Source organism: Mesorhizobium sp. B1-1-6 (genome assembly GCF_006443035.1).
GTDB lineage: Bacteria > Pseudomonadota > Alphaproteobacteria > Rhizobiales > Rhizobiaceae > Mesorhizobium.
Window position 1 is genome coordinate 1 of record NZ_VFWR01000031.1, and the last position, 24,198, is coordinate 24,198.

The following is a 24,198-nucleotide window of genomic DNA, read 5'->3' on the forward strand; positions in this document are numbered from 1 at the left end:
GGTGCGCATGCCCACCCACCCGACCCTGTCGGGCAATGTCGGTATCTGGGAGAAGGCAGGGCGCCCGGAGACGCTCGGTCATTCCTGCGCGAGCGAACTCCTCGACGACCTGAAAGCCCATATTCCATCGCTGCGCCCGCAATGCCGCACCGGCCAGAACATCACGGTGCGCCGAGGAAACGAGACATGAGACTCCTGATCTGCAACGATGACGGCATCGAGGCGCCGGGCCTTGCCCGGCTGGTCAAGGCGGCCGGCAGCCTGAGCGACGATTTGTGGGTGGTGGCACCCGACGGCAAGCGCACCGCCGCGGGCGCATCGCTGACGATCGCGCGGCCGTTGATCATGCGGCGCGTCAAGCCCGGCTGGTATTCGTGTTCCGGTACTCCGGCCGACTGCGTGGTGAGTGCGATGGCCTGGCTGTTCGCGGATGGCCAAAAGCCCGACCTGGTTCTGGCGGGCGTCAATGACGGGCGCAACGTCGCCGAGGACCTTGCCTATTCCGGGACGCTGGGCATTGCGCGCGAGGCGACATTCTGGGGTATTCCGGCGATCGGCTTTTCCCGGGTGAAGAATCCGGACTTCAGCGGTGTCGACGACGAGTGGCTCGGCGCGTTGATCGCCTCGCTCTGGCGGTCGCGTGAAGAGTGGGCGGCGGATGGCCATTGGCTCAGTATCAACCTGCCGGCTTCGCTGCCGGCCGGGATCCGGCAGCCGCGCATCGGCCGCGACAAGATCGGCCGCAAGGCTGAAATCCTGGAGAGCGACGGCGATCGCACCGTCATCACAGTCCCGCGCGGGCGCGCTCACGCAAGTGAGCCGGGCGACGAGAACGAGGCGATCGATGCCGGCTTCGTCAGCATCAACCGGCTGAACTGGTTTGGCGAAACGCCGCTGGACGGACGGTTTCTGGACGGGATCCAGTCCCAGCGGCAAGGCTAGTCTTTGGCCACAGAACTGGGTTGCCGCGAATATTCAGGACGGCACGGCCGCTCGTCCAGCCGCGCCAACGCCTCGACGGCGGCGCAGCGGCGCGGATCATCCAGATCACTGAGCCGTGCAGCGGTTAAATTGCGTCAATCCAAAGCCGATGCTTGAAGCCGCCGCTATTTCATTCCACATCGGTCAGCATGAAGGACGGGGCACGAGAGCGGCGTCGGGATCTGTTGTGGGCGCTGCCCGCATCGCTGATCCTGCATGCGCTCCTCGCAGCGCTGGTGTTCTACAACCTGCCGAGGCCAGCCCAAGAGCCGCAGCAGGACCAGCCGGTAAATGTCGCGCTCGTGCCTCCGCCCGATCAGCCAAAACCGAAACCTGCTCCCGCACCGCCAAAGGAGCCCAAAGCCGAGAAGCCGCCGGAAACGAAGGCTGAAGAACCGCCCGCAAAGCAGCCGCGCAAGACGCCGCCGATCGAGACCTTGAGACCTGTCTTTCAGTTCGGCGACAAGGACGCCGGCCCCAGGAAATCCCTGGACGGAGCCAGCGCTCAAGACAATTCGCCAGCGCCTGCCAAGGAGGAGACGTCCAAGCCGCCCGTGACGCCTGAGCCTGCGGAGACCGAGTCTGGCGCGCCGGCGGCCACCGAAAAGCCGGCAGAGTTGCCCGAGACCGGCGAGAAGCCGGCAACCGCCGCGAAGGATGCCGAGTCCCTGAAGGATGCTGAGGAGGCGGAAACCCCCGACGCCGACAACCAAACGGCTGCGGCAGCGCCGTTGGCCGCCGATGACGGCGATACTGAGGTCGAGCTTCCGATATCGGCTGAAAAGCCGACGCCAAAACCCACAAATGCGCCGAAGCCCGGCTCTTCAAAAGTTTCGAAGTCCTCCAACGGGAGCGCGGGAAGCCCAACTTCCCCTGATGTCGCCAGTGCCGCGTCGCGTCGCTATTCCGGGCTTCCGGGCGTTCGCAAGCTCTATTCGCAAGACGCTACCGGCGATGCGCTGGCCACGACCTCGATGGGCGGCGTGCCGCGCGCCCAGCGTGGTGCCAAACTTTGCGCCAGCGCATTGCAGCAGCAATTGCTGGACGCCTCATATTTCCCCGACTTGATCCCAAGCGTGCCGCTGAAGGCCGGCAATATTCTCAACGCCCCGGATGTCGCTTTTCGCGCAACGGGCACGTGGTACCATCTGGGCTTCCGCTGCGAGGTCGACAGCGATGTGACCAGGGTTTTGTCGTTCGGCCTACGTGTCGGATCTGTAATCCCGCCCGACGAATGGGTTCGGCTTGGACTACCCACTCGCTAGAACAAGCTCTTAGGCGGGGACACCGAGCCCGGACAATTGCCGGCTGATCTCTTGCCAGTCGGCGCAGACGAAATCGGCGCCGGCCGCCTTCAGTCGCGCGCCATGCTCGGGATAGGTGTGGCCGCCGCCGGTGTAGCCGATCGCCGTCATGCCGGCGGCAACCGCGCCCTGGATACCGAAGGGCGAATCCTCGATGACGATGCAGTCCGCCGGATTGGCGCCCATCTTTGCCGCGGCGAACAGGAAAATGTCCGGCGCGGGCTTGCCGTTCTTAACCATCGAGGAGCTGTAAATCGCGTCGCCGAAGAACCGTGCCAGCGCCGTCACTGCCAGGCTGTGGTTTATGCGCTCGACGGAGGACGACGAGGCAACGCAGCGGTCGCCCTCAAGCGCCTCCAGAAACGCGGCGATTCCTGGTGTCGGCTTCAGTTCCTGCGAAAACAGGATCCTGGTCTCGGTCCAGATGTCGCCATCCGCCGCCGCCGGAAACTGATGGCCGGTCAATTCCCTGATTTTGACGATGATGTCGGACTGTTTCATGCCGATGCACTGAGCGATGATGCCGCCGTGCACGCCCGGCATGCCGTGCTTTTCATAGACGCGCTCATAGGCCCTCGCGGCCAGCGGTTCGCTGTCGACGAGAACGCCGTCGCAATCGAAAATGATAGGCCTTGATCGCGCCACGCGCTTCTCCCCGGAGTTTTGCACTTTGCTACCGGCAAAAAGTCAAATGTTCAATAGCGTGGTGGTCGGGCGCCAAAATCTGTCAAAGCTGGCGTAGCGCATCGCTGGCCCGGGCCGACCCAAGCGCCCTTTGCATGGCCTGCCGCGATTGCGCGCGATCCGGCGTGATCCAGTTCGGTTCGGCGCCAAGGAAGCGGTCGAGGAAAGCCACGGCATAGGCCGGCATCTCGGTCACGTTCTCGCGATAGGACCACCATGTGCGCAGGTCGTCGGCGCATTTGTCGATGCTGGGCGCTGAGCCGAATTCCTGCTCGTAGATCGCCGAAATCACCGAAACGCAATAATTGGTGTAGAGGAACCCCTCAGGCCAGAAGCGGACGATTTCCAGCGTGCCGGCATTCTGCTCGGTCTCGACGAGATGGCTGAGGCCGGAGACTTCCCTGGCCGGCGCCTGCCGTATCAGTTCGCGCAGCACGAGGCCGGCGGCAAAGACGATGAAGTCGGCGCGGTCGATCGCGGCGAAACGCTTCTGCGCCTCCATGATCTCGACCCAGTCGAGAAAAGCCCTTGTGAGCCTGGCTTCGTCGATTTCAAAACGCACGCCGAATGTGTCGGACACCACCTTGGCGCTGCCGCGAAACGTGGCGCGGAACCAGCGCAATTGCCGCAACCGATGGCGAAGGTCGGGCATAAGGGCCAGTTCATCCCTGAAGGGCAGTTCCATTTCACATATCCCGTTTGACGACAGGCTAGCACAACCGTGCCGTCGCCGAAATCGGCCGACGGCCCTGTGGATGACCGTGACCGAGGTCAATATCATACATATTGACATTCTCGGAAACAAATGTTCTCACTTTGCTGTTGTCGCGCATCCGTCCAAGATGCGGTTCAATGAAGGCTTCGGGAGGAGAACCGAATGGCGATTTGGCAGTGGGGACTGCTTCTTCTGGTTATCGTGTGGGCGCTGCAGTCGCTCGGCGTCTGGCTGCAGATGCGGCACTATTCGGATGTCTTCCGGGGCGTCACCGACCAGTACAAGGATGGCTTCGTCGGGGCCGGCAATTTTCGCGGCCGGCTGGCCAAGGGCACCATCGCGCTCGTCGTGGTGACGCCGGACCTCATCGTGCGCCGCATGATGGTCATGAGCGGGCGCTCGGTGTTCACCAAATTCAAACGACATCAACAATTCGAGGGTGTTCCCCTCGATCAACTCCGGTCCAACCCTGCGATCATGGGGGAGGGGGAACCCGGTGTGGCCGAGGCCGTGAAACGGGCGATCGAACAGATCGACAAAGCACGGTCGGAGCCGGGGAAGAAGCCGGGCTTGTCCGGCTTGAACGTAGCAAGGGCCTAGAGGACGCCGCGCACCGGCCGGGATCAACCGGCGGGCGGCATAAGGAGGAGAAATGTCTGTATTTTCGTTATTGGCGCAGCATGCCGACATGGCCGTGCATAACCTGCATGTTGCAGGCACCATGGTCTCGGATGCTGCCTGGCACGGCAGGCTCGGCGTCGAGCATGCCACCGATCATCTCGTGGTGTTGGCGCAGGCGCAGACCGACAGCGCGCCTGTCACCGCCGATCAGCTGAAGGAACAGCTGAAAAACGTGCAGCAGGAAGAGCAACTCGGCTGGCTGACCGCAATCGGCAAATACTTCATCGGCATCTTCCAGAAAGGCGGCGAAGTGTTCGCCGGCTTCGTTACCGGCATCATCCCGACACTGGTGGTGCTGATGACCGCCTTCTACGCCGTCACCGAACTGGTCGGCGAGGAGCGCGTCCACGGCCTGGCACGCGGCGCCGGCAGGATCGCGCTGACCCGCTATACGCTGCTGCCTCTGCTGGCGGTGTTCTTCCTCACCAACCCGATGGCTTACACCTTCGGATCGTTCCTGGAAGAAAAGCACAAGCCCGCCTTCTATGACGCGGCTGTCTCCTACGTGCATCCGCCGCTCGGCCTGTTCCCGCATATCAACCCCGGCGAATACTTCGTCTGGGGCGGCATGCTGGTCGCCTTGCTCGACCTCGAGAAGCGGGGTGTCGTCGCCGGAGGCTATCACGTCAAGGTGGCGATCTGGTACGCCATCGTCGGCCTCGTCGTCATCCTGCTCAAGGGCATGCTGACCGAGCGCATCACCGCCATCATGGCACGCCGCCAGGGCATCGAGCTGTAAGGGCGGGGAGGACATCATGGCCAAGACATACAAAGCCGTAAGGATCTCCCGGGGCTCCACAGGCTGGGGCGGCCCGCTCGTCATCGAGCCGACCGCACAGCGCGATAAGATCGTCTCCGTCACCGGAGGCGGCATCCATCCCGTGGCACAGCTCATCGCCGACATGACCGGCGCTACGGCCGTCGACGGCTTCAAGGCGCCGCCGATCGAAAGCGAGATGGCGGTCGTCGTCGTCGACTGCGGCGGCACCGCACGCTGCGGCGTCTATCCGCGCAAGCGCATCCCGACCGTCAACCTGACGCCGGTCGGCCAGGCTGGGCCGCTCGCCCAGTTCATCACCGAGGACATCTACGTTTCGGGCGTGAAGCCGGCCAATGTCACAATGGCGGACGGATCCGAGGCGGTCACCACTGCGGGGGGAGCAGCATCGATGAGTCCAGGCAACAACACCGCGGCCGCGGCACCACAGCCGCTACCGAGCGAAGGCGGGCTGATCGGCCTGATCAGCTCGATCGGCCGCGTCATGGGCCGCGTGGTCGGCATCTTCTTCAATGCCGGCCGCCGTACGATCGACCAGGTGGTGCGCAACGTGCTGCCGTTCATGGCCTTCGTGACCATGCTCATCGGCCTGATCCTGTACACCGGCATCGGCGACGTGCTTGCCCAGCCGATGGGACCGCTCGCCAACAACATCGTCGGCCTGCTGATCATCTCGGCCATCTGCGGCCTGCCGTTCCTGTCCCCCATCCTGGGACCGGGCGCGGTCATCGCGCAGGTCATCGGCGTCGCCATCATCGGTCCGCAGATCGCCAACGGCACGATTTCGCCGGCGATGGCGCTGCCGGCGCTGTTTGCCTACAACACCCAGGTGGGCTGCGACTTTGTCCCGGTCGGCCTGGCGCTCGGTGAAGCCAAGCCCAAGACGATCGAAATCGGCGTCCCGGCGGTTCTCATCAGCCGCCAGATCATGGGCCCGGTCTCGGTGCTGATCGCCTGGGTCGTCAGTCTGATCGTGTTCTAAGCAAATTCCGGGAAAGCCTGAAACGGCTTTCCCGGAAAAAGGCGCGTAGCGCTTTCCCTTGGGAATTGCGCCAAAGCACGGAGATAGAGGGGTTCACGGGCGTCCGTGACCCCCTCGAGGAAAGTAAGGAAATGAGGTTCGCCATATGACGGTTCTGCTGAGAACACGGGTCACTTCCATCGGGCCTGAAGTAGCGGACCTTGCCGAAGGGGGCGTGCTCATCCTGTTCGCGGATGGCTCGCCGCCGGAGCTTGCCGAGGTTTCCGTGCTCCACAAGACGGAACTCGGGCCCAGCGAAGGCGCGCCGCAGAAGGGCGCGTCGATCACCCTTGGACCTGTTTCCGCGACAATCACGGCAGTCGGCTCCAGCGCCTGGAGCAAGGTGCTCGAGATGGGGCATGTCGTCATCTCGTTCAATGGCGCCACCGAGGCCGAGCGGCCGGGCGAGATCTGCGCTTCGCAGGTCGACACCCAAGCGCTCGTGGCCGCCCTGAAGACAGACGCGATCATCACCATCGCCGCCTGAAGCATTCGCGCCGCGACCCATGTCGGCGCGGCGCCACAACAGAGTATTTGCCATGGAACGCTCGACCATCGTCAGAGTGCATGAAGGTTTGCACGCCCGTCCCGCCACGCGCTTCGTCAAGCTTGCCAAGGGTTTCGAATCCGATGTCGAGCTGGTCAAGGACGGCAAGGCGGTCAGCGCCAAGAGCTCGGTCAAGCTGATGCTGCTGGCGGTGAAGGAAAACCAGGAAGTCACCGTGCGGGCGAATGGCGCGGACGCCATCGAGGCGATCGAGGCGCTGATCGGCTATCTCGAGAATCCGAAGGCAGGTCTCGACGATGACGATCCGCAACCGGCCGCCAATACGGGCGAGGACATTGTGCCGGCGTCCGAACCCGCACCGGCTGCTTCAGGCGTGGCCGGTTTGCGCGGCGTCGCGGCGAGCGAGGGCGTCGCCATCGGGCCTGCCTTCGCGCATTTTCCGCCTGACATCGCTGGACAGGGCCGCATGCTGCAGGCGGAGGAGATCGCCGGCGAGATCGACAGGTTCCGCGCCGCCGTCGCCGCCGTTCAGGCGCGCATGGACAAGGCGCTGGCGCAGGACACCCTGTCCGCCGGAGATCGCGGCATCATCGCGGCGCTGCGGGACATCGCCGCCGACGACAGCCTGACCGGCGAGGCCGAGAAGGCGATCAAAAGCGGCAATGACGCTGTCTCAGCCGTCATCACCGCCGCCTCCACCATAGCCGCCGATTTCAGCGCGGTCGATGATCACTATCTCAACGCGCGCGCCGACGACTGCCATGCGGTCGGACGACAGATCTGTCTGGCGCTGCTCGGCCAGGATGACGCCAGCCTCGAAAATATCCCCGAAGGCGCCATCCTGATCGCCGACGACATCGGCGCCTGGGACCTGGCGCGGGCGCCGCTGAAGCGCATCGGCGGGGTGGTGTGCGGCCATGGCGGGGCCACCTCGCACATTGCCATCATCGCCCGTTCGCACGGCATTCCGGCAGTGCTGGGCCTTGGCGACCAGATCAATGCCCTGCGCAGCGCGCGCGAGGTGGCCGTGGACGGCAATGGCGGGCAGGTGATCGTCGATCCCGATGCGGCGACCCGCGCGGACTTCGCCGCCCGCGTCGAGGCGGCGGTCAAGGAGCGCGCCGGACTGGCCGTCTTCAAGACCGTGACGCCAAAACTCGCGGACGGCAGGATCATCGAGGTCGCCGCCAATATCGGCTCGCTGGAGGAAATCGAGGCAGCGCAGGAAGCCGGCGCCATGGGCGTCGGCCTGTTCCGCACCGAGCTTCTGTTCATGCGTCATATGCATCTGCCCTCCGAGGACATGCAGGCGGAGACCTATGCGGCGCTGGCCAAGGCATTCGCGCCCTATCCGGTCATCGTGCGCACGCTCGACATAGGCGGCGACAAGCCGATCGCCGGCATCGAATTTCCCGACGAGGAAAATCCCTTCCTCGGCTGGCGCGGCATCCGCATGTGCCTCGACCGGCCCGACATCTTCAAGCGCCAGCTACGGGCGCTGCTCAGGGCAGCCGTGCACGGCAACATCAAGGTGATGTTGCCGATGGTCTCCGACATATCGGAGGTGCGGCAGACGCGGGTTCTGGTTGCCGAATGCGCGGCGGAGTTGAAGGCGCAAGGCGTGCCGCATGCGGCGTTCGATCTCGGCGTGATGATCGAAACGCCGGCCGCCGTTCTGATCGCGCCGGCGCTGGCGAAAGAAGTGTCGTTCTTCTCGATCGGCACCAACGACCTGACCCAGTACATCATGGCCGCCGACCGGCTCAACCCGACCGTGGCCAAGCTCAATGATGTCGCCAACCCGGCCGTCATGTCGGCGATCGAGTTGACGGCAAGAGCCGGCGTGGCCGCCGGCATCATGGTGGGCATGTGCGGCGAGGCGGCCGGACGCCCCGACCTCATCCCGGCCTTTCTCAAGATGGGGCTGACCGAGCTCTCGATGAGTCCGGCCTCGATCCAGCGCGCCAAGAAGACCATCGCGGACATGGCGCTCGGGCGATAGTCTCGGCCAGAACCGGCAGCTACGGCAAATGGGCAAGCAAGGTGGCGAAGACAGGCGTCAATTCATCGACCGCGTTGGCCTTGGCACAGGCCTTGACGATGCGGTCATGACGGATGCCGGCCGCCAGAATGGCGGTCTCCAGCATGTCGGGCTCCGGCGCACCGTCGCTGGCCGTGGTGGCCAGACCGCAGGCCAGGACGACAGGTGCCAGGCAAGCTATGTCGAGGGTCCGGTCGCCCATTGCTTCCGGCTCGACTTCGACAAGGCGGACAGGACGGTGATTGAGGCATTCGACCAGCAGCGCCGCACAGGCAGCGGCGACGGCCGGCAGCGCGGCGGGGGTGGGTCTGGCGGGTATCGCGGCCAGCAGACCGGCGTGGCGTTTTCGCATGGCGGCGTGGACGGCGGCGAAATCCGCCTCGTGGATCCGGGCATTGTCGATCCTCAGGGCGGCGAGCACGGTCCTGGTCAGATAGTACATGTCGCGCCGGAAGACGCGCTCGGCGCTGGACCGGCGTTCCTCGTTGCCGGCCGGGAAATAGATGCCAAGGCCTTTCACGGTCGTTCCGTCGATCTTCGTCGGGCGGTCATGCGGGACAAAGGATTCGGCGATCGACAAGGCTTCGTCGACGGCACTGGCGGCATGGCCGAGCAGGCCTTCGATGCCTTTGCCCGGGAACGGCGGCAAATGGCTGGTTGCTTCCCGCACGAGATTGGCCTCGCTGTCGCTGTCGTGGCGGCTCTGGCGAATGATGTCGCGGACGTCGCGCAGCCGGTCCTTCAAATTGACGCGGACATCCCTGGAGATTTGTCGGAGCATCGCGAATCGCCTCGAAAACGTCTACCGGCCTCGGCCGCCGAGAGCCGGCCGCTGACCCTACATTGTTCCTATCGATTGGTAGCTCAATAGGCGATATTAAACCAGCGTGGAGAATCGGCGAGTGACTCCTACATCGCCGAGCGGGGAGAAGACAGTTGGGCAGGCGACGGCAGGGCGATAGCGAAAGCGGAGTGACCGAGGCGCCCGAACAGGTCGTCAACGAGAGCCGCACGGACCGCCTCAGGATCCGCGCCGCCTGGATGTATTTCGTCGAGCAGATGACGCAGAACGAGATCGCCGACGTGCTCGGCGTCGGCCGCGTCACCATCGTTCGCATGCTGGCGGAGGCGCGCTCGCGCAACGAGGTGAAAATCACCATCGAAAGCGAGTTGTCAGAGATCGTGCGGCTGGAGCGCGCGCTGGAGCGCACGTTCGGCCTGAAGCAGGCGCTGGTGGCGCCGCTGACCGCGCCCAACGCCGATCCGATCCCCGCGATCAGTGCGAAGACCGGGATTTTCCTGTCCGACACGATGAAATCCGGCATGCGCGTCGGCGTCGGCTGGGGTCAGACGCTGTTCTCGAGTCTGCCCTTCATCAGCGCCAAATCGCTCACCGACTTCAAGGTCATTTCGCTGCTAGGCGGTGTGGGCGTCGTGCGCCGCTACAACCCGGCCGAGTTCGCCTGGCGCTTCGCCCAAATCTTCCAGGGCGACGGCTATCTGATCCCGACGCCGGCCGTCGTCGACAGCGTCGAGACCAAGATCGCGCTGGTCGAGCGTTGCGGACTGCAGGAGGTTTTTGAGATGGCCAACGTGCTCGATGCCGTTCTGCTGAGCGTCGGCGGCATCGCTTCGGCCACTACCTTCTCTCGCGGCGGCTTTCTTAAGGAGGCGGACCGCGAGGCCTTGGTTGCGCGTGGCGCCGTTGGCGACCTTCTGTTCCATTTCTTCGACCGCAATGGCGATCTCGTCGACCACCCCGTCAACAGCCATGTGATGTCGGTGGAGGTCGATCGGCTGCGCAAGGCGCCGATCCGCATTCTCACGTCCGGCGGCGAAGAGAAGACAGCGGCGCTGCTCGGCGCCATGAACCTGATCGCGCCGACCATCCTGATCACCGACGAAGAGAGCGCAAGGCGCATGCTCGAGGCGGTCAACGGAAGCTGAAGGACCCCGTGACGTAGTCCGGCCAGGCCTGCTCCTCGTCGAAAACAGCGACAAGATCCGAAGTGTCCGCCAATATCCCGCTCAGGACCAGCGCCGTGGCGATGCCGGAGCCGTTTCCGCCCGCTATGTCATGCTCGACACTGTCGCCGACGCAGACCACGCTGGCGCGGTCGGGCTCGCCGGCCAGCGCCAGTGCGGCATCGAAGATCGCCGGGCCGGGCTTGCCGATGCGGGTGACGCTGCCGCCCAGGCTCTCGTAGAGATCGGCGATCTCGCCGGCGCCGAAGCGAGGCCCGACCGCCGTCAGCATGATCTTGTCGGGATTGGTGCAGAAGCATGGCACCTTTCGCGCCGCCGCCGGCGCCAGCAGGCGGCGATAATGGTCCAGGTCGTAGCGGTCGCCCTCGCTGGCCGCGATCAGTACCAGGTTGGCGGTATCGCCGGCTCCGGTCAACACAAAAGGCAGGCCCTCGATCGCTGTGCGGTCATTATCGCGGCTGATCAACAGGCAGTTCGTGCCGGGCCGCAACGCTCCGGTCCCCGCCATTTCGTGGAAGGATCGCCACGCCACCTCGCCGGAGGAAACGAAATGATCCCAGCTTCCGGCCTCGAAGCCGAGCCTCAGCAAACGGTCCTCGTTGGGCTTGGCGCGCCTGCCGGAGTTGGAGACCAGCACCACGGTCTTTCCGGCGCGCTTCAGTGCCGCCAAGGCCGCCACCGCGCCGGGATAGGGGGCCGAGCCGTCATGCAGCACGCCGAACTGGTCGACCAGGAAGACCTGGTAGCGCTCCGCCAGCGGTCCGATGCCGTCGAGGCGTTCAGCCAGTTTCCGGTTCATAGCAGCCCCGCCTCGTTCGCACCCTTCAACGCCAGCCGCGCCGTTCCGGCAGCGGCCTCGTCCGACAAAGCCGGCAAGAACGCAACGCCGAGCTTACGCTGCCGGATCGCGCTCCACGCAGGATTTGCCGCGCCGCCGCCGACGCTGCGCACCGAAGTCAGCGCCGGCGCGCCGAGCTCGCCAAGCCGGCGATAGCCGAGCGCTTCGATCGCGGCCATGCCTTCGAACATCGCCTTGAGATAGTCGGCATCATCCACCGGGCGCGGGACGAGGCGCGGGGGGAGCGCCGGATCGGCGATCGGGAACCGTTCGCCCGATGTGGCGAGCGGATAATAGTCGAGGCCGGTCTCGGTCGCCGGGTCGATCATGGCACTGAGCTCGATGATGCGCGCGAGGGGAAAATGCTGCGCCAGCACCTTGCCGCCGGAATTCGAGGCCCCGCCGGCCAGCCAGGCATTGCCCAGCCGATGGCTGTAGATGCCGTATCGCGGCGCCGAGATCGGCCGGTCGGACAGGATCTTGATGGTAAGCGAGGAGCCAAGCGCCGTGACTCCGTCGCCGACCCCCGCCGCACCCGTCGCCAGGAAAGAGGCGCAGCCATCGGTCGTGCCGGCAACGACGATCACGTCGCGGGCCAAACCGAACAGATCCGCCATGGCCGCGGTGAGCGTGCCGGTCACGTCGCCCGGCTCGACGACGTCAGGCAGCAAATCCATGCGCATTCCGGTCGCCGCGATCCAGTCCGGCCAACGGCGGGCCTCGACATGGTAACCGGTTTTCAAGGCGTTGTTCTCGTCGCTGACGTCGAAGCGGCCCGAGAACTGTCCGGCGATCCAGTCCGCCTGATGCAGCACCGCCGCCACGCCCGGCAGATGCTGGAAGCGAAGCGCCTTGGCGAGGCCTGAGGTCGCGCCGTGCGCGGCGCTGCCCGCCGGCGCCTCGCGCGCGATCGCGGCCAGTATATCGTCGCCGGCGACCTTGTCGTTGTACATCAGCGGTTCGGCGAGCGGCCGTCCGGCACCGTCGACCGGCAGCAACGTGCCCGAGGTGCCATCCACGGCGATGGCGCGGACCGTGGTCCGGTCGATGCTCGCAATCAACTCCGCCAGCGCTGCCCGGACCGCTTGCCACCATGCCGCCGGGCTGCGCGGATCCTGGCCAAATGCGTCGAGGCGGACGGCGGCTTGGCCGGCAATTGAAAAGTCCGGGCGCATGGCTACGGCGCGGGCGCCCGAGGTGCCGATATCGACGCCGACGACGAGGCGATCCGAGAGAGGCGAGCCGGCGACGGGCGACATGTCAGCCACCGGAGGCGTTCAGTTTCTGGCGGTACTGCTCGGCGTCCCAGTTGACGAGTTCGTCGTTCTCCGCCTCGGTAAGGTAATTCAACGTCGCCGTGACATCGACCCGCGCCGTCACGTCGGCAAGGCAACGCTGCATGGCGTCGGCGCCGGCGCTGGCATTGGCGCGCATCAGGACGCCGAGCCCCGGAAACAGGATCGACAGGGGCTGGGCGCCGCGACGCCTGACGACAGCGGCGACGTCCTCGCCGGGCGCAGCCACCACCGAACCCTTGCCGAGGAAGATGACATGGTCGGGATAGAGGCTGCCGCCCGATGCCATGCGGCGGCTGTCGGGATCGATGGCGACCGCGTGCGCCTCGGTGTCGACGGGCAAGCGGTAGCCGGAATTTGCGGCAAGCGCAGTCAGTGCCGCGATGTCGGGCGCGGCCGCGTCGCGCGGCGCCCTTGCCAGAAGCCCGGTGACGCGGCGCAACAGCGCCTCGGCCCCGGTGACGGTCTCGGCCGCGACGACGAGGCCGTGATTGCCCAGAATCAGGACATCGACGCCCGGCCGCAGCCTTTCGGAGATGCCCTGGGCCAGCGGCAGGCCCGGCCGGCGGTAGGGAACATAGGCCCATTGGATGCCTGCGAGCCGGCACGCGGCCAGGACCTCGCAATCGGCCTGCACCGCAAGCGAAATGGTGTCGACGCAGTGGACATGCAGGACCACGCGCTGCGGCATCAAGGCATGCACCGTGGTCTCGATCGAGGGACGCAGCCCGCGCGGGTTGAGCGCGCCAATGGCGAAGGCCTGAGGCTGGTCGGCGGCGGGGTCGCGTCGTTCAACCGCCTCGAGCAATGGCGCCATCGCCACCGGCACCATGATGTCATCGGCGAGCGCGTCTTTCAGCCAGGTCCCGGAAGCCTTGATCCACAGCGTGTCTCCGGCTTTCAGCGAGGTGTTGCCGCCGGCGGCCTGGGTCAGATGCGGATCCTGTCCGATGGCGGCCGAAAGCGCCCGCAGCGCCGCCAATTCCTGCGCATCCGCCTGGGTCGCCATCACGCATCTCCTCCAACAATCCGCCAACCGTCGAATGCGGTGGTCGGGCATTCGACGGGTTGATATCGCAGATAAGAGTGAGTTCCGTCAACCGTGATCGAATACCGTCAGTTGCGGCTTGCAATCGAGCTAATGTTGAGTAAGTTACACCAACTGCCGTCGCAGAACGGCGTTTTGGAGGAAACAGGTGAGCGACTCCGGCCGCCAGCGTCAGATCGTCGAACTCTTGCGTGATCGCCCCTTCGCCTCGGTGCGGGAGCTGCAGGAGCGGCTCGGCGTTTCGGCCGCGACGGTGCGGCGCGACATCGACCGGATCGACGAGGCGGGCGAGGCGCGCAAGGTCTATGGCGGTGTTTCGGCGCTCGACGGCACGTCGCAGGCCGGCGTCGCCTATGCCCGGCCCTATGACGAGAATCGCGACCTCGCGGTCGAGGCCAAGCGGCAGATCGCCAACCTAGCCGCGACCATGGTGCGCGACGGCGACGCGGTCATCGTGCATGGCGGCTCGACCTGTTTCCATCTCGGGGTCAAGCTCGCCGAGCGCAGCATCCGGCTCTACACCAACTCGATGCCGCTGGCGGCGTATCTGAGCGATCATGGCCATTGCAGCCTGACCGTTGCCGGCGGCGACCTGCACCGCGAGCCGGGCATCATTCACTCGCTCACCCATCCGGCACCTTTCTACGCTTCGAAGTTCTTTCTCGGCGCGCAAGGCATCGGCCAGGAAGGCTTGCTGGAATCGCACCCGCTGCTGGTGCGCTCGATCGTCGAGCTTAGCCAGTGCGCCGACCAGATCGTCGTGCTGGCCGACAGCCGCAAGCTTTCGATCCAGGCCCGTAACGTTGCGCTGCCCCTGTCGCGCATCGGCACGCTGGTCACCGACGACGGTCTTTCCGATGCCGACGCGCGCATGCTGGAGGATGCCGGCGTCATGGTGCGGATTGCTTCGACCACGGGAGCCATCGCATGAAGGTCGCGGTGCTCGACTTCGGCAAGACCAATTCGAAGCTGTTCGTCTTCGGCCAGGACGGACGCATTCTCGACGAGCGCCGGACCCAGCCGAAATGGACGCGCCAAGGCGGCTTCAGCGTGCTCGATGAGGCCGACCTCCACGATTGGGCGCTCGGCGCCGTCACCGCTGTGATCGAAAACCATGGCGTGGAAGGGGTGATGGTGTCGGGCCATGGCTGCACCTTCGCCCTCGTGGACGACGCGGCGCTGACGCATCCGATCCTCGACTATGAGCAGGAGCCGCCAGCCGAAATCGCCGCGCGGATCGATCGCCGCATTCCGGACTACGCCGAGACGTTCTCGCCGCGGCTGCCGCTCGGTTTCAACTACGGCCGCCACATGCTGTGGCTGCAGGAGGCCGCACCCGACGCTTTCGCGACGGCGAAATGGATCCTCGGTTATCCGCAATATTGGAGCTGGCGCCTTGGCGGCAGGCCGGTTTGCGAAGTGTCCTATCTCGGCTGCCATTCGCATCTGTGGGCGCCGCGTCGTCACGATTTTTCCTCACTGGTCGACGCCGAGGGGTGGCGCCACCAGATGCCGGCCTTCGCGCGTGCCGGTACTGTCATCGGCGAGCAGGACTTCGGCAGCGCGTCGCGGCCGCTCGCCATCCACAACGGCGTCCACGACTCGAATGCCGCGCTCCATGCCTATCGGCGGCAGGGGCTGGGCTCGGTGACAGTGGTTTCGACCGGCACCTGGGTCATCGTGCTCAATCCCAACTGTCCGCTCGAGGCGCTCGACCGCGATCGCGACATGCTGGTCAATGTCGATGTGGACGGCGGCCCGGTGCCGACCATCCGCTTCATGGGCGGGCGCGAATTCGCCGCCATCAGCGACGGCTGGCAAGGCCCGGTCGAAGGCGCGGCGGTGCAGCGGGCGATCGATGCCGGCATGATGGCGCTGCCGAGCTTCGCGCCGGGTGGGCCGATGCCCGGCCGTTCGGGCCGGCTGGTCGGACGCACGCCTGATGCCGGCGAGCGTGCGGCCGTGGCACTGCTCTATGTCGCGCTGATGCTCGACCTCTGCCTCGACCTCATCCATTCCAGCAACACCGTGATCGTCGACGGCGGGCTCAACACTGGCGGCCTGCTCGCCAGCCTGCTGGCGCAGCTGCGGCCGGAGCAGGCCTTCATGCAGGGCGCTTCGCTGCAAGGCAGCGCCACGGGCGCTGCGGCCCTGGCTTTCGAGAGCGTCGGGCGTGAATTCGCCGCCGAGCCGCCGGAGCCGGTGAAAGCAGCGCGCTTCACCAGCCTCGCCGGCTACCGCGACGGCTGGCGCGATCTGGTCGCCGGGACCGCCGGCAAGGTCGCAGCCCGATGAGCGCGCAGGCCAGGACGGAGACAGCCGGCATGGGGGCGGAACGCCACCCGGTGCTGGAAATGCGCCATATTTCGAAGACGTTCGGCGCGATCCGCGCCCTGCAGGATGTTTCGCTTACCGTCCAGGCCGGCGAGCTGCACGCGCTGATGGGCGAGAACGGTGCCGGCAAGTCGACGCTGATGAAGGTGCTTTCGGGCGCCTATCGTCCCGATCCCGGGGGCGAGATCCTGATCGATGGCATGCCCGCCGCGACCGGCGATCCGATCAAGGCGCGCGCCAGCGGCGTCGCGGTGATCTACCAGGAACTGTCGCTGGCGCCCAATCTGACCGTGGCGCAGAACATTTTCCTCGGCAACGAACCGCGCCGTTTCGGCATCGTCGACCGCGACCAGTGCAACCGGCGCGCGACCGAGATCATCGGCCGGCTCGGCGTTTCCTTTTCGGCGCGTGCCCTGGTTTCCGGCCTGTCACTCGGCGAGCGCCAGCTGGTCGAGATCGCCCGGGCGCTGTCGACCAATGCGCGCATCATCGTCATGGACGAGCCGACCACGTCGCTGACCTCGCGCGAGACCGAGCGGCTGTTCGAGGTGATCGCGACGCTGAAGGCGCAAGGCATCGCCATCATCTACATCAGCCATCGCATGGAAGAGGTCTACCAGCTCGCCGACCGCGTCAGCGTGCTGCGCGACAGCGGCTATGTCGGCACGCTGGAGCGCGCCGACCTCAGCGCCTCGCGGCTCGTTTCGATGATGGTCGGCCGCGATCTCTCGGCGTTCTACAAGAAGGATCACCGCCCGCCGGGCGAAAAGCGCGCCGTGGCGCTGTCGGTGCGCGGCATGTCCGACGGCAGGCTGCTGAAGGACTGCTCCTTCGACCTCTATCACGGCGAGGTGCTGGCGCTGGCGGGCCTCGTCGGCTCGGGCCGCACCGAACTTGCCAGGCTCATCTTCGGCGCCGACCGGCGCAGCGCCGGCACGCTGGAGCTCGACGGCAAGCCGATCGCCATCGGCTCGCCGCGCGAGGCGCTCGATGCCGGCATCGCCTATCTCACCGAGGACCGCAAGGAACTCGGCCTGTTCCTCGACATGTCTATTTCCGACAACATCAACATGGGCGTTCTGGCCAGGGATGCGCGCGCCGGCGGCTTGCGGGACTTCGCCGCCGCCGACAGGCGCGCTGCGAAAGCCGTCGCCGATCTCTCGATCCGCACCCGCTCGGCGCAGGCCAATGCCGGTTCGCTGTCGGGCGGCAACCAGCAGAAGGTGCTGCTGGCCCGCCTGCTGGAGACCGAACCCAAAGTGGTCATCCTCGATGAGCCGACGCGCGGCGTCGATGTCGGCGCCAAATCGGAAATCTACCGGCTGATCGACAATCTCGCCAACAGGGGCATCGCCATACTGATGATCTCCAGCGAATTGCCAGAGGTGATCGGCGTCGCCGATCGGGTTCTGGTGATGCGCGACGGCGCCATAGCGGGCGAGGTGACGGCGTCCCGGGGCGAGGCGCTTCGCCAGGAAGCGATCATGGAACTTGCGACGGGAGCGGCCCAGGAAGGACCGAAGGGATGACCGACAGAACGACCGCGACGACGAGTGTGGATCAGGCGGCGGTCAGGAGCCGGCGGCTGCGCACCGCTTTGGCCGCGCTCGGCATGCTGCCGGTGCTGGTGTTGCTGGCGGCCGGATTCCAGTTCATCAATCCGCGCTTTCTCACCGGCACCAACCTGTTGATCGTCACGCAGCAATCCTCGATCAACATCGTGCTCGCCGCCGGCATGACCTTCGTCATCCTCACCGGTGGCATCGACCTGTCGGTCGGCTCGATCCTTGCCGCTTCCGCAATGGTGGCGGTGCTGGTGTCGCTGGTGCCGGACTGGGGCCTGCTCGGCGTGCCGGCGGCCATTCTGGTCGGTCTCGGCTTCGGGGTCATCAACGGGCTGCTCATCGCCTATATCAGGCTGCCGCCCTTCATCGTCACGTTGGGATCGCTGACCGCCGTGCGCGGCGTCGCCCGCCTGCTCGGTGAAGACACGACCGTGTTCAACTCCGACCTGCCGTTCGACTTCATCGGCAATGGCTCGCTGTTCGGCGTTCCCTGGCTGGTCATCATCGCGCTGACGGTGGTGGTGGTGTCGTGGCTGGTGCTGAAGCGCACCGTGCTCGGCACCTGGATCTATGCCGTCGGCGGCAATGCCGAGGCGGCGCGGCTGACCGGCATCAAGGTGCCGCTGGTGCTGCTCTTCGTCTATGGCGTGTCCGGCCTGCTGGCAGGCCTCGGCGGCGCCATGTCGGCGGCGAGGCTCTATGCCGCCAACGGCCTGCAGCTCGGCCAGTCCTACGAACTCGACGCCATCGCCGCGGTCATCCTGGGCGGCACAAGCTTCGTCGGCGGCGTCGGCTCGATCTGGGGCACGCTGATCGGCGGGCTGATCATCGCCGTGCTGTCCAACGGGCTCATCCTGGCCGGCGTCTCGGACATCTGGCAGTACATCATCAAGGGATTGGTCATCATCGTGGCGGTCGCCCTCGACCGCTACAGGCTCCAGGCAGGGGCAAGAACGTGAGTGACCTTGTCGCCGGCATCAAAGACCGGCTTGTGTAACGCACCGTGAGAGGCGCGGGGCATCAGGAGGAAGTAAGCGTAATGAAGACCATCGCCAAACTGCTCTGCGGCGCCGCGTTCGCGGCCGTCGCCATTGCGCCGGCATCGGCCAAGGACCTGAACAAGGTCGGCATCTCGGTCGGCCTGCTCGGCAACCCCTTCTTCGTCGCCACCATCAAGGGCATCGAGGACGCGGCCAAGAAGATCAATCCGAACGTCGAGGTGACGTCGGTGTCGGCCGACTATGACTTGAACAAGCAGGTCTCGCAGGTCGATTCCTTCATCGCCGCCGGCGTCGACGTCATCATGCTTAACGCCGTCGATGCCAAGGCGATCGCGCCCGCGGTGAAGAAGGCGCAGGCGGCGGGCATCGTGGTCGCGGCCTTCGACGTCTCCGCGCCAGGCGCCGACGTCACCGTGATGACCAACAATGTCAAGGCCGGCGAGGAGGCCTGCCAATATCTGGTCGACCAAACTGGCGGCAAGGGCAACTACGTCATCCTCAACGGTCCGGCGTCCTCGTCGATCCTGGAGCGCGTGAAGGGCTGCAAGAACGTGCTTGCCCAGCATCCCGACATCAAGATCCTGTCCGACGACCAGAACGCCGAAGGCTCGCGCGACGGCGGCCTGAAGGTGTTCCAGTCGCTGCTGACCCGTTTCGACAAGATCGACGCGGTGTTCGCCATCAACGATCCGACGGCGATCGGCGCCGAGCTCGCCGCCAAGCAGCTCAACCGCTCGGAGTTCATCTTCACCGCCGTCGACGGCGCGCCGGACATCGAGAAGGAACTGGCATCCGGCAAGTCCATGATCAAGGCTTCTGCCTCGCAGGATCCCTACGTGATGGCCGGCCAGTCGCTGACGATGGCCGCCGACGTGCTTGCCGGCAAGAAGCCGGCGGAGCCGGTGGTGCTGCTCGATCCGAAGCTGATCACCGCCGAGAATCTGAAGGACTACAAGGGCTGGACCGCGGCCCGCTGATCAGTCCAAGGCGGACGCGGCCGGGCTGACCTGCCGCGTCCTCCTCATTTCGTCGCAAAACCGGAGACGATCATGTCGCGCATCGGAATCCACTCTTTCGTCTGGTCGGCGAGCTCGACGCAGGCCGAGCTCGAACGCACGCTGGCCAACACCAAGGAGGCCGGCTTCGACCTGATCGAATTCTCCTATCTCGACCCCGCCAATGTCGATATTGGCGGGCTCGCCAAGCGCATCGCCGATCTCGATCTCGGCGTGGCGATCAGCATCGGCCTGCCGGTCGACGGCGACATTTCGAGCGCCGACAAGGCGGTCGCCGCGCGCGGCGTCGGGATCCTCAACGACACCATCGCCCTGACGCGCGACCTCGGCGGCCAGAAGGTCGCCGGTATCCTGTCGACCAGCCACGGATTGCAGACCGAGGCGCCGACGCGAGACCAGTGGAACCGCAGCGCCGGGACGCTGGCCAAGGTCGCCGAAACCGCGAAGGCGGCAGGCGTCACGCTCAACCTCGAGATCGTCAACCGCTTCGAGAGCAATCTGCTCAACACTGCGGCGCAAGGGCTGGCCTTCATCGAGGACACCGGCTCCGACAACATCTTTCTCCACCTCGACACCTTCCACATGAACATCGAGGAGGCCGATGTCGGGCTGGCCATCCGCCATGCCGCCGGCAAGATCGGCTATGTCCATATCGGCGAGAGCCATCGCGGCTTCCTCGGCACCGGCAATATCGACTTCGCCGCGATATTCGATGCGCTGACGGCGATCGGCTATGCCGACGATCTCAGCTTCGAATCCTTCTCCTCGGAGATCGTCGACGAGAACCTGTCGAAGAAGACCGCCATCTGGCGTAATCTGTGGACGGACAACATGGCGCTGGCCAAGCACGCGCGCGCCTTCATCGGGCTGGGAATGGAAACGGCAAGGCGCAAGGCGGAACTCGTCGCGGCGCGCCACAAGCCCTGAGGATTTCAGACTGAGGAGCAGCAGGAATTGCCAAATCGCCCACCCCAGGCGCGGACGCGCCTGGTTCCTGGTGCAAGGCCGCGAACTCAGCTTCATTGACTGTGAAGGCAGTTAATGCTACAAATTGCCTATGGTGCTGAGTCGCGCCAGGGACCCGCCGAGCAGGCGGGTTTTTTCGTTCAGAGCTCCGTCAAACAGTGCGAAGGCGCCGGTGAACCCGGATTGGTTGCCCTGGTCCCCCTGGCGGCATTGCCCACGCCACGCGTAACGGCTATCCGACGGTGCGACAGCGAAGCAAAACGGAGCCCCGGCATGACGAACAAGACGATCCTGAAATTCGGCACCGTCGAACACGCGGAAGCCGGCGACCTGCCTGGCTGGATCGCGGTCGAGGGCCGGCCGACGATGCAAACCGCAGTCCAGCACACGACCGCGGACGGCAAGGTGATCTCCGGAACCTGGCGCGCGTCGCCCGGCACCTATCACGCCACCTACACCGACTATGAGTTCGTGCACATGATCGCCGGCCGCATCATCATCACGCCCGACGGCGGCACGCCGGTCGAAGTCGGCCCCGGCGACGCCTTCGTGGTGGAAGCCGATTTCAAGGGAACCTGGAAGATCATCGAGCCGGTGACGAAGCATTTCGTGGTCAGGGTGGGCTGAGGCAGGCTGTCAGATAGACAAGCGGCCGCTCGCTGGCCTTTGATACTTTTCGTCAATCCGGCCATCCTCGCGCATGTCGACGCAACTGGCGGGGCCGTGACTGGCGCCCGGTTGGAGCGAACGGGACCAGAATGCCGGCAGGGCGAACGGTGTCCGCCTTGCTCATCGTGCCATCGCGTGAGACCCCGCGGCGAGCAATCTCACCATCGGAGCACGCAATCGGGCTACAGGACCCGCGGCCATCTCATTGTTTACTGAGAAAGGCCTTGCAAGCCGGCGTGACTTCGCTGAGGTGCTGTTTAAGGCAGCCTTGCGCCTTCACTTCGTTGTCCATGTGGCACACCCGCTTGGCGTCCGCTCTACAGGGTGTCTTGTAGGCATCTTTCGCTAAAGCGGCGTCGGTGAGAAAAAGCGATATACAAGCCAAAAGCGCCAGTTGGAGTGACTTTCGATTCCGCATGGTTGTGTTCCCATCGTGAGTGCAGAAGCGCGGTCTTTATATGCGTTAATGCTAAAGAATGGGAATCCACCATAAGGAGGAGGGTGCGAGCACCCGCGCAAAATCGGATGAGCAATGTAGCGCAAAACACGGCTTACATAAGCGCAGTGCTGACCAACTGTCTCGCGCACGGCTCAATCAAAAGCGCTAATATAATCCCCGGTTTGTCGAGCTTGTTTCCAATTTTGTGTTGGAGTAACCCAATATCGCTTGGGAACACGAAATGGAGAGAGTCGTTTAGGCTGCGTGCAGGGTAGGTTTTTTCCTGCCATTTTTCTGAAACACGGAATTGTTCCTTGGCAATGCCGGAGGGAAGACTCTCCGTCTTGAATAAAATAACGAAGCCGTGATTACGGGCGTTTTATTCCTGATTTGTCGATGACGCGAAGAATATTCGATCCGTAATCGAGCAGTTTTCATATACTTATAAATGAGGGGCGAGATGTCTACCGTGTTTAGACGCGCGTACATCAAACCAGGTTGGTGTTTTCTTCTCGTGGTCACGTCGGTTGCGTTCCTCATTTGCCTGGGGGGTGGGGAACTCACTGCGGGTGAGTTCAAGAAAACCAGCTGTTGGTTCGAAATTCCGCGGGATCGGGCAATGACGTGTGGGACCGTGAATGTTCCAGAAAATCGAAAGAAGACGGGTGGTACCGAGGTCGTCCTGTCCGTGGTCGTATTCGAACCGGACCGCGAACGGCACGAACCGGTAGTGTTTCTCACAGGAGGCCCGGGGCAGCCTACCGACATCGCCAATAGCGACGACATCGATGGATGGTGGGAATTCATCGGCGCCCAGAGCTGGATGATCGGACGCCGAGTAATCGTTGCTGATCAGCGGGGCATCGGAAAGTCCGCTCCCGCCTTGGACTGTTCTCAATATTTCAAGCCCGATCATTGGAACGCCATTCTCTCGAGCGTTGAGGTCGAAACCACCTTTAGCAAGCTCAAGAAAGATGAAGTTCTTGCATGCAGGACGGCGTTGATCGCAAAGGGCATTGATCTTGATGCCTACAACACTGAGGAGAATGCGGAGGATATTGATGACCTTCGGAAGGCTCTCGGGATAGAAAAGTGGGTTCTCTATGGCGTCTCGTATGGCACCAGGCTTGCACTGGAAGTGATGAACCAGCACCCCGAAGGGGTCTCGGCGAGTGTATTGGATTCAGTTGTTCCGCTGGACATCAATTACCTGAACGAAGATGGGCCGAATCTCGACCGATCGTTAAAATTGCTAGAGCGAGACTGTGAGGCAGCGAACAGATGCATGAATGGGATATCCAATGCTGTTCAGCTTATTGCAAGACAGCTGGATCGGCAGCCTTTGCTCTTGCGCAGCACAGATAAAGAGGCGCGCTACACATATGTCTCCGGGGCAGATTTCCTCGAGCTTATATTCGGCATTTTATACGATCGCGATGCGCTCCCGACCCTGCCGGAGCTGATCGAGAGGACATACAAACAGGATTTCAGACCCCTGGCGGAGATACTTTTCGATGCTGACGACCTGGAGATCTCCCAAGGTATGGACTTCTCTGTAAGTTGTTCCGACAGCGCTCTCCCCGATCTGAATGGCAAGCAGGACAAATACTGGTCGAAATGGGTTGAGCTGAACGACTACTCCTGGGCATGCCCTCTTTGGATGCTTGAGAACGGGCCAGCATCGCAGGTGCAGCCGCGCCGCACTGACATACCCACTCTTCTGTTGTCGGGAGAATATGATCCAGCAACGCCGACAGCATGGGCGGACCACGCGGCGAAGACCCTTCCTTTCGGCCAGGTGGTGGTCTTTCGGGGGATCGGACACGATGTCATAGATTCCGATCCGTGCGGGTCGAAAGTAGTTGCTGATTTCCTTGCAAACCCCAAGCTCAAGTTGAAGACTGAATGTATCGGTGAGATGGGGGCCCCGCAATTTCCAAGCCCGCCAAAGGAACTGTGGTCGGGAGCGGAGGCACTACACTCTATATCAGCAAATCGCTCAAGGCAGGATAGGTTGAGATTTCGATTTGGGCGCTGAAATTCCTCTTAGCCAAAATTGTAAAGTCCGATATTTTGCCGAGGACGAAGTTAAGCTAAAGCGGAACTCGCAAATCAATTAAACACTACGGTAGCATCGCTTAAGGACCCCTCTCGTCTTGCGGGTGGAAGTCGCGTGCGTGTCGCATTTCGATTATCAAATTCCGAAGTTTCACAGAAATTGTAGGAGGATCGAACAGTGTTTACGTCTCGTCGTGTATTGCTTTCGGCCTTGGGTGCAAGCATCGCATACGCCGCCTTTGGTGGCATCGCGCGTGCGAAGGGCGGTGG

22 protein-coding genes and 1 pseudogene are annotated in these 24,198 nt (G+C 64.2%); 17 read left to right on the forward strand and 6 right to left on the reverse strand.

Features of this window, described 5'->3' with window-relative positions; translation table 11 throughout:
* The 3 genes and pseudogenes from FJ979_RS31800 to FJ979_RS33525 form a co-directional block, all read left to right on the forward strand.
* A pseudogene (locus tag FJ979_RS31800) lies at nt 1–190 on the forward strand (MBL fold metallo-hydrolase); the annotation flags it as partial.
* Nucleotides 187–942 (forward strand): 5'/3'-nucleotidase SurE, encoded by a 756-nt coding sequence (locus tag FJ979_RS31805; RefSeq protein ID WP_140584656.1) that lies wholly within the window; start codon nt 187–189, stop codon nt 940–942. The pseudogene FJ979_RS31800 and the gene FJ979_RS31805, both read left to right, overlap by 4 nt.
* A gap of 656 nt (nt 943–1,598) precedes the next feature.
* Nucleotides 1,599–2,246 carry a DUF930 domain-containing protein gene (locus FJ979_RS33525; protein ID WP_318013182.1) on the forward strand — a complete coding sequence of 216 codons (648 nt, stop codon included), beginning with the start codon at nt 1,599–1,601 and terminating at the stop codon, nt 2,244–2,246.
* A 9-nt stretch (nt 2,247–2,255) separates the two neighbouring features.
* On the opposite strand, the gene FJ979_RS31815 is transcribed toward FJ979_RS33525, so the two are convergent.
* Together FJ979_RS31815 and FJ979_RS31820 are read right to left on the reverse strand one after the other, a co-directional pair.
* Nucleotides 2,256–2,930, reverse strand: coding sequence for an HAD family phosphatase (locus FJ979_RS31815; RefSeq protein ID WP_140584658.1), 675 nt, complete (start codon nt 2,928–2,930; stop codon nt 2,256–2,258).
* 82 nt (nt 2,931–3,012) lie between these two features.
* Nucleotides 3,013–3,654 carry a hypothetical protein gene (locus FJ979_RS31820; RefSeq protein ID WP_140517923.1) on the reverse strand — a complete coding sequence of 214 codons (642 nt, stop codon included), beginning with the start codon at nt 3,652–3,654 and terminating at the stop codon, nt 3,013–3,015.
* 192 nt (nt 3,655–3,846) lie between these two features.
* On the opposite strand from FJ979_RS31820, the gene FJ979_RS31825 reads away from it, so the two are divergent.
* From FJ979_RS31825 to ptsP, 5 genes are all read left to right on the forward strand, one after another.
* Complete coding sequence (locus FJ979_RS31825; RefSeq protein WP_140501610.1) at nt 3,847–4,284, forward strand: transcriptional regulator GutM; 438 nt, start codon at nt 3,847–3,849, stop codon at nt 4,282–4,284.
* A gap of 52 nt (nt 4,285–4,336) precedes the next feature.
* A complete protein-coding gene (locus FJ979_RS31830; protein ID WP_140501608.1) occupies nt 4,337–5,104 on the forward strand; it encodes a PTS glucitol/sorbitol transporter subunit IIC in 768 nt (255 codons plus the stop codon).
* Nucleotides 5,105–5,120: 16 nt separating this feature from the next.
* Nucleotides 5,121–6,125 (forward strand): PTS glucitol/sorbitol transporter subunit IIB, encoded by a 1,005-nt coding sequence (locus FJ979_RS31835; protein WP_140558471.1) that lies wholly within the window; start codon nt 5,121–5,123, stop codon nt 6,123–6,125.
* A 145-nt stretch (nt 6,126–6,270) separates the two neighbouring features.
* Nucleotides 6,271–6,651, forward strand: coding sequence for a PTS glucitol/sorbitol transporter subunit IIA (locus tag FJ979_RS31840; protein WP_140501604.1), 381 nt, complete (start codon nt 6,271–6,273; stop codon nt 6,649–6,651).
* 52 nt (nt 6,652–6,703) lie between these two features.
* Complete coding sequence (gene ptsP, locus FJ979_RS31845) at nt 6,704–8,674, forward strand: phosphoenolpyruvate--protein phosphotransferase (RefSeq protein WP_140525807.1); 1,971 nt, start codon at nt 6,704–6,706, stop codon at nt 8,672–8,674.
* Between the two features lie 19 nt (nt 8,675–8,693).
* Here ptsP and FJ979_RS31850 read toward each other — a convergent pair whose 3' ends face one another.
* Nucleotides 8,694–9,494 (reverse strand): hypothetical protein, encoded by an 801-nt coding sequence (locus tag FJ979_RS31850; protein WP_140567503.1) that lies wholly within the window; start codon nt 9,492–9,494, stop codon nt 8,694–8,696.
* Nucleotides 9,495–9,649: 155 nt separating this feature from the next.
* Here FJ979_RS31850 and FJ979_RS31855 point away from each other — a divergent pair, with 155 nt between their 5' ends.
* On the forward strand, nt 9,650–10,660 hold the full coding sequence (locus FJ979_RS31855) for a sugar-binding transcriptional regulator (protein WP_140561617.1): 1,011 nt from the start codon (nt 9,650–9,652) through the stop codon (nt 10,658–10,660).
* On the opposite strand, the gene FJ979_RS31860 is transcribed toward FJ979_RS31855, so the two are convergent.
* From FJ979_RS31860 to FJ979_RS31870, 3 genes are read right to left on the reverse strand one after another with little or no spacing between them, the layout of a single operon-like run.
* Nucleotides 10,647–11,498, reverse strand: a complete 852-nt coding sequence (locus tag FJ979_RS31860) for a TIGR01459 family HAD-type hydrolase (protein WP_140567505.1) — start codon at nt 11,496–11,498, stop codon at nt 10,647–10,649. The genes FJ979_RS31855 and FJ979_RS31860 overlap by 14 nt on opposite strands.
* A complete protein-coding gene (locus tag FJ979_RS31865; RefSeq protein ID WP_140584659.1) occupies nt 11,495–12,796 on the reverse strand; it encodes an FGGY-family carbohydrate kinase in 1,302 nt (433 codons plus the stop codon). The genes FJ979_RS31860 and FJ979_RS31865 overlap by 4 nt, the downstream gene beginning before the upstream one ends.
* Before the next feature lies 1 nt (nt 12,797).
* Nucleotides 12,798–13,841 carry a class II aldolase/adducin family protein gene (locus FJ979_RS31870; RefSeq protein ID WP_140584660.1) on the reverse strand — a complete coding sequence of 348 codons (1,044 nt, stop codon included), beginning with the start codon at nt 13,839–13,841 and terminating at the stop codon, nt 12,798–12,800.
* A gap of 187 nt (nt 13,842–14,028) precedes the next feature.
* Here FJ979_RS31870 and FJ979_RS31875 point away from each other — a divergent pair, with 187 nt between their 5' ends.
* From FJ979_RS31875 to FJ979_RS31910, 8 genes are all read left to right on the forward strand, one after another.
* Nucleotides 14,029–14,811: a DeoR/GlpR family DNA-binding transcription regulator gene (locus FJ979_RS31875; RefSeq protein WP_140525811.1), complete on the forward strand. Its 783-nt coding sequence runs from the start codon at nt 14,029–14,031 to the stop codon at nt 14,809–14,811.
* Nucleotides 14,808–16,175: an FGGY-family carbohydrate kinase gene (locus FJ979_RS31880; protein WP_140584661.1), complete on the forward strand. Its 1,368-nt coding sequence runs from the start codon at nt 14,808–14,810 to the stop codon at nt 16,173–16,175. The genes FJ979_RS31875 and FJ979_RS31880 overlap by 4 nt, the downstream gene beginning before the upstream one ends.
* Entirely contained in the window at nt 16,172–17,743 is a 1,572-nt protein-coding gene (locus tag FJ979_RS31885) for a sugar ABC transporter ATP-binding protein (RefSeq protein ID WP_140584662.1), read from the forward strand. The genes FJ979_RS31880 and FJ979_RS31885 overlap by 4 nt, the downstream gene beginning before the upstream one ends.
* Nucleotides 17,740–18,738 carry a ribose ABC transporter permease gene (locus FJ979_RS31890; RefSeq protein WP_140517933.1) on the forward strand — a complete coding sequence of 333 codons (999 nt, stop codon included), beginning with the start codon at nt 17,740–17,742 and terminating at the stop codon, nt 18,736–18,738. Before FJ979_RS31885 ends, FJ979_RS31890 begins: the two co-directional genes overlap by 4 nt.
* An 80-nt stretch (nt 18,739–18,818) precedes the next feature.
* Entirely contained in the window at nt 18,819–19,757 is a 939-nt protein-coding gene (locus tag FJ979_RS31895) for an ABC transporter substrate-binding protein (RefSeq protein ID WP_140517934.1), read from the forward strand.
* Nucleotides 19,758–19,829: 72 nt separating this feature from the next.
* Nucleotides 19,830–20,723, forward strand: coding sequence for a sugar phosphate isomerase/epimerase (locus FJ979_RS31900; protein ID WP_140584663.1), 894 nt, complete (start codon nt 19,830–19,832; stop codon nt 20,721–20,723).
* A 312-nt stretch (nt 20,724–21,035) separates the two neighbouring features.
* The gene (locus FJ979_RS31905) at nt 21,036–21,389 is read left to right on the forward strand and encodes a cupin domain-containing protein (RefSeq protein ID WP_140501578.1); all 354 of its coding nucleotides are present in this window, start codon (nt 21,036–21,038) and stop codon (nt 21,387–21,389) included.
* A 941-nt stretch (nt 21,390–22,330) separates the two neighbouring features.
* Entirely contained in the window at nt 22,331–23,908 is a 1,578-nt protein-coding gene (locus FJ979_RS31910; RefSeq protein ID WP_181181829.1) for an alpha/beta hydrolase, read from the forward strand.
* Nucleotides 23,909–24,198: the final 290 nt, after the last annotated feature.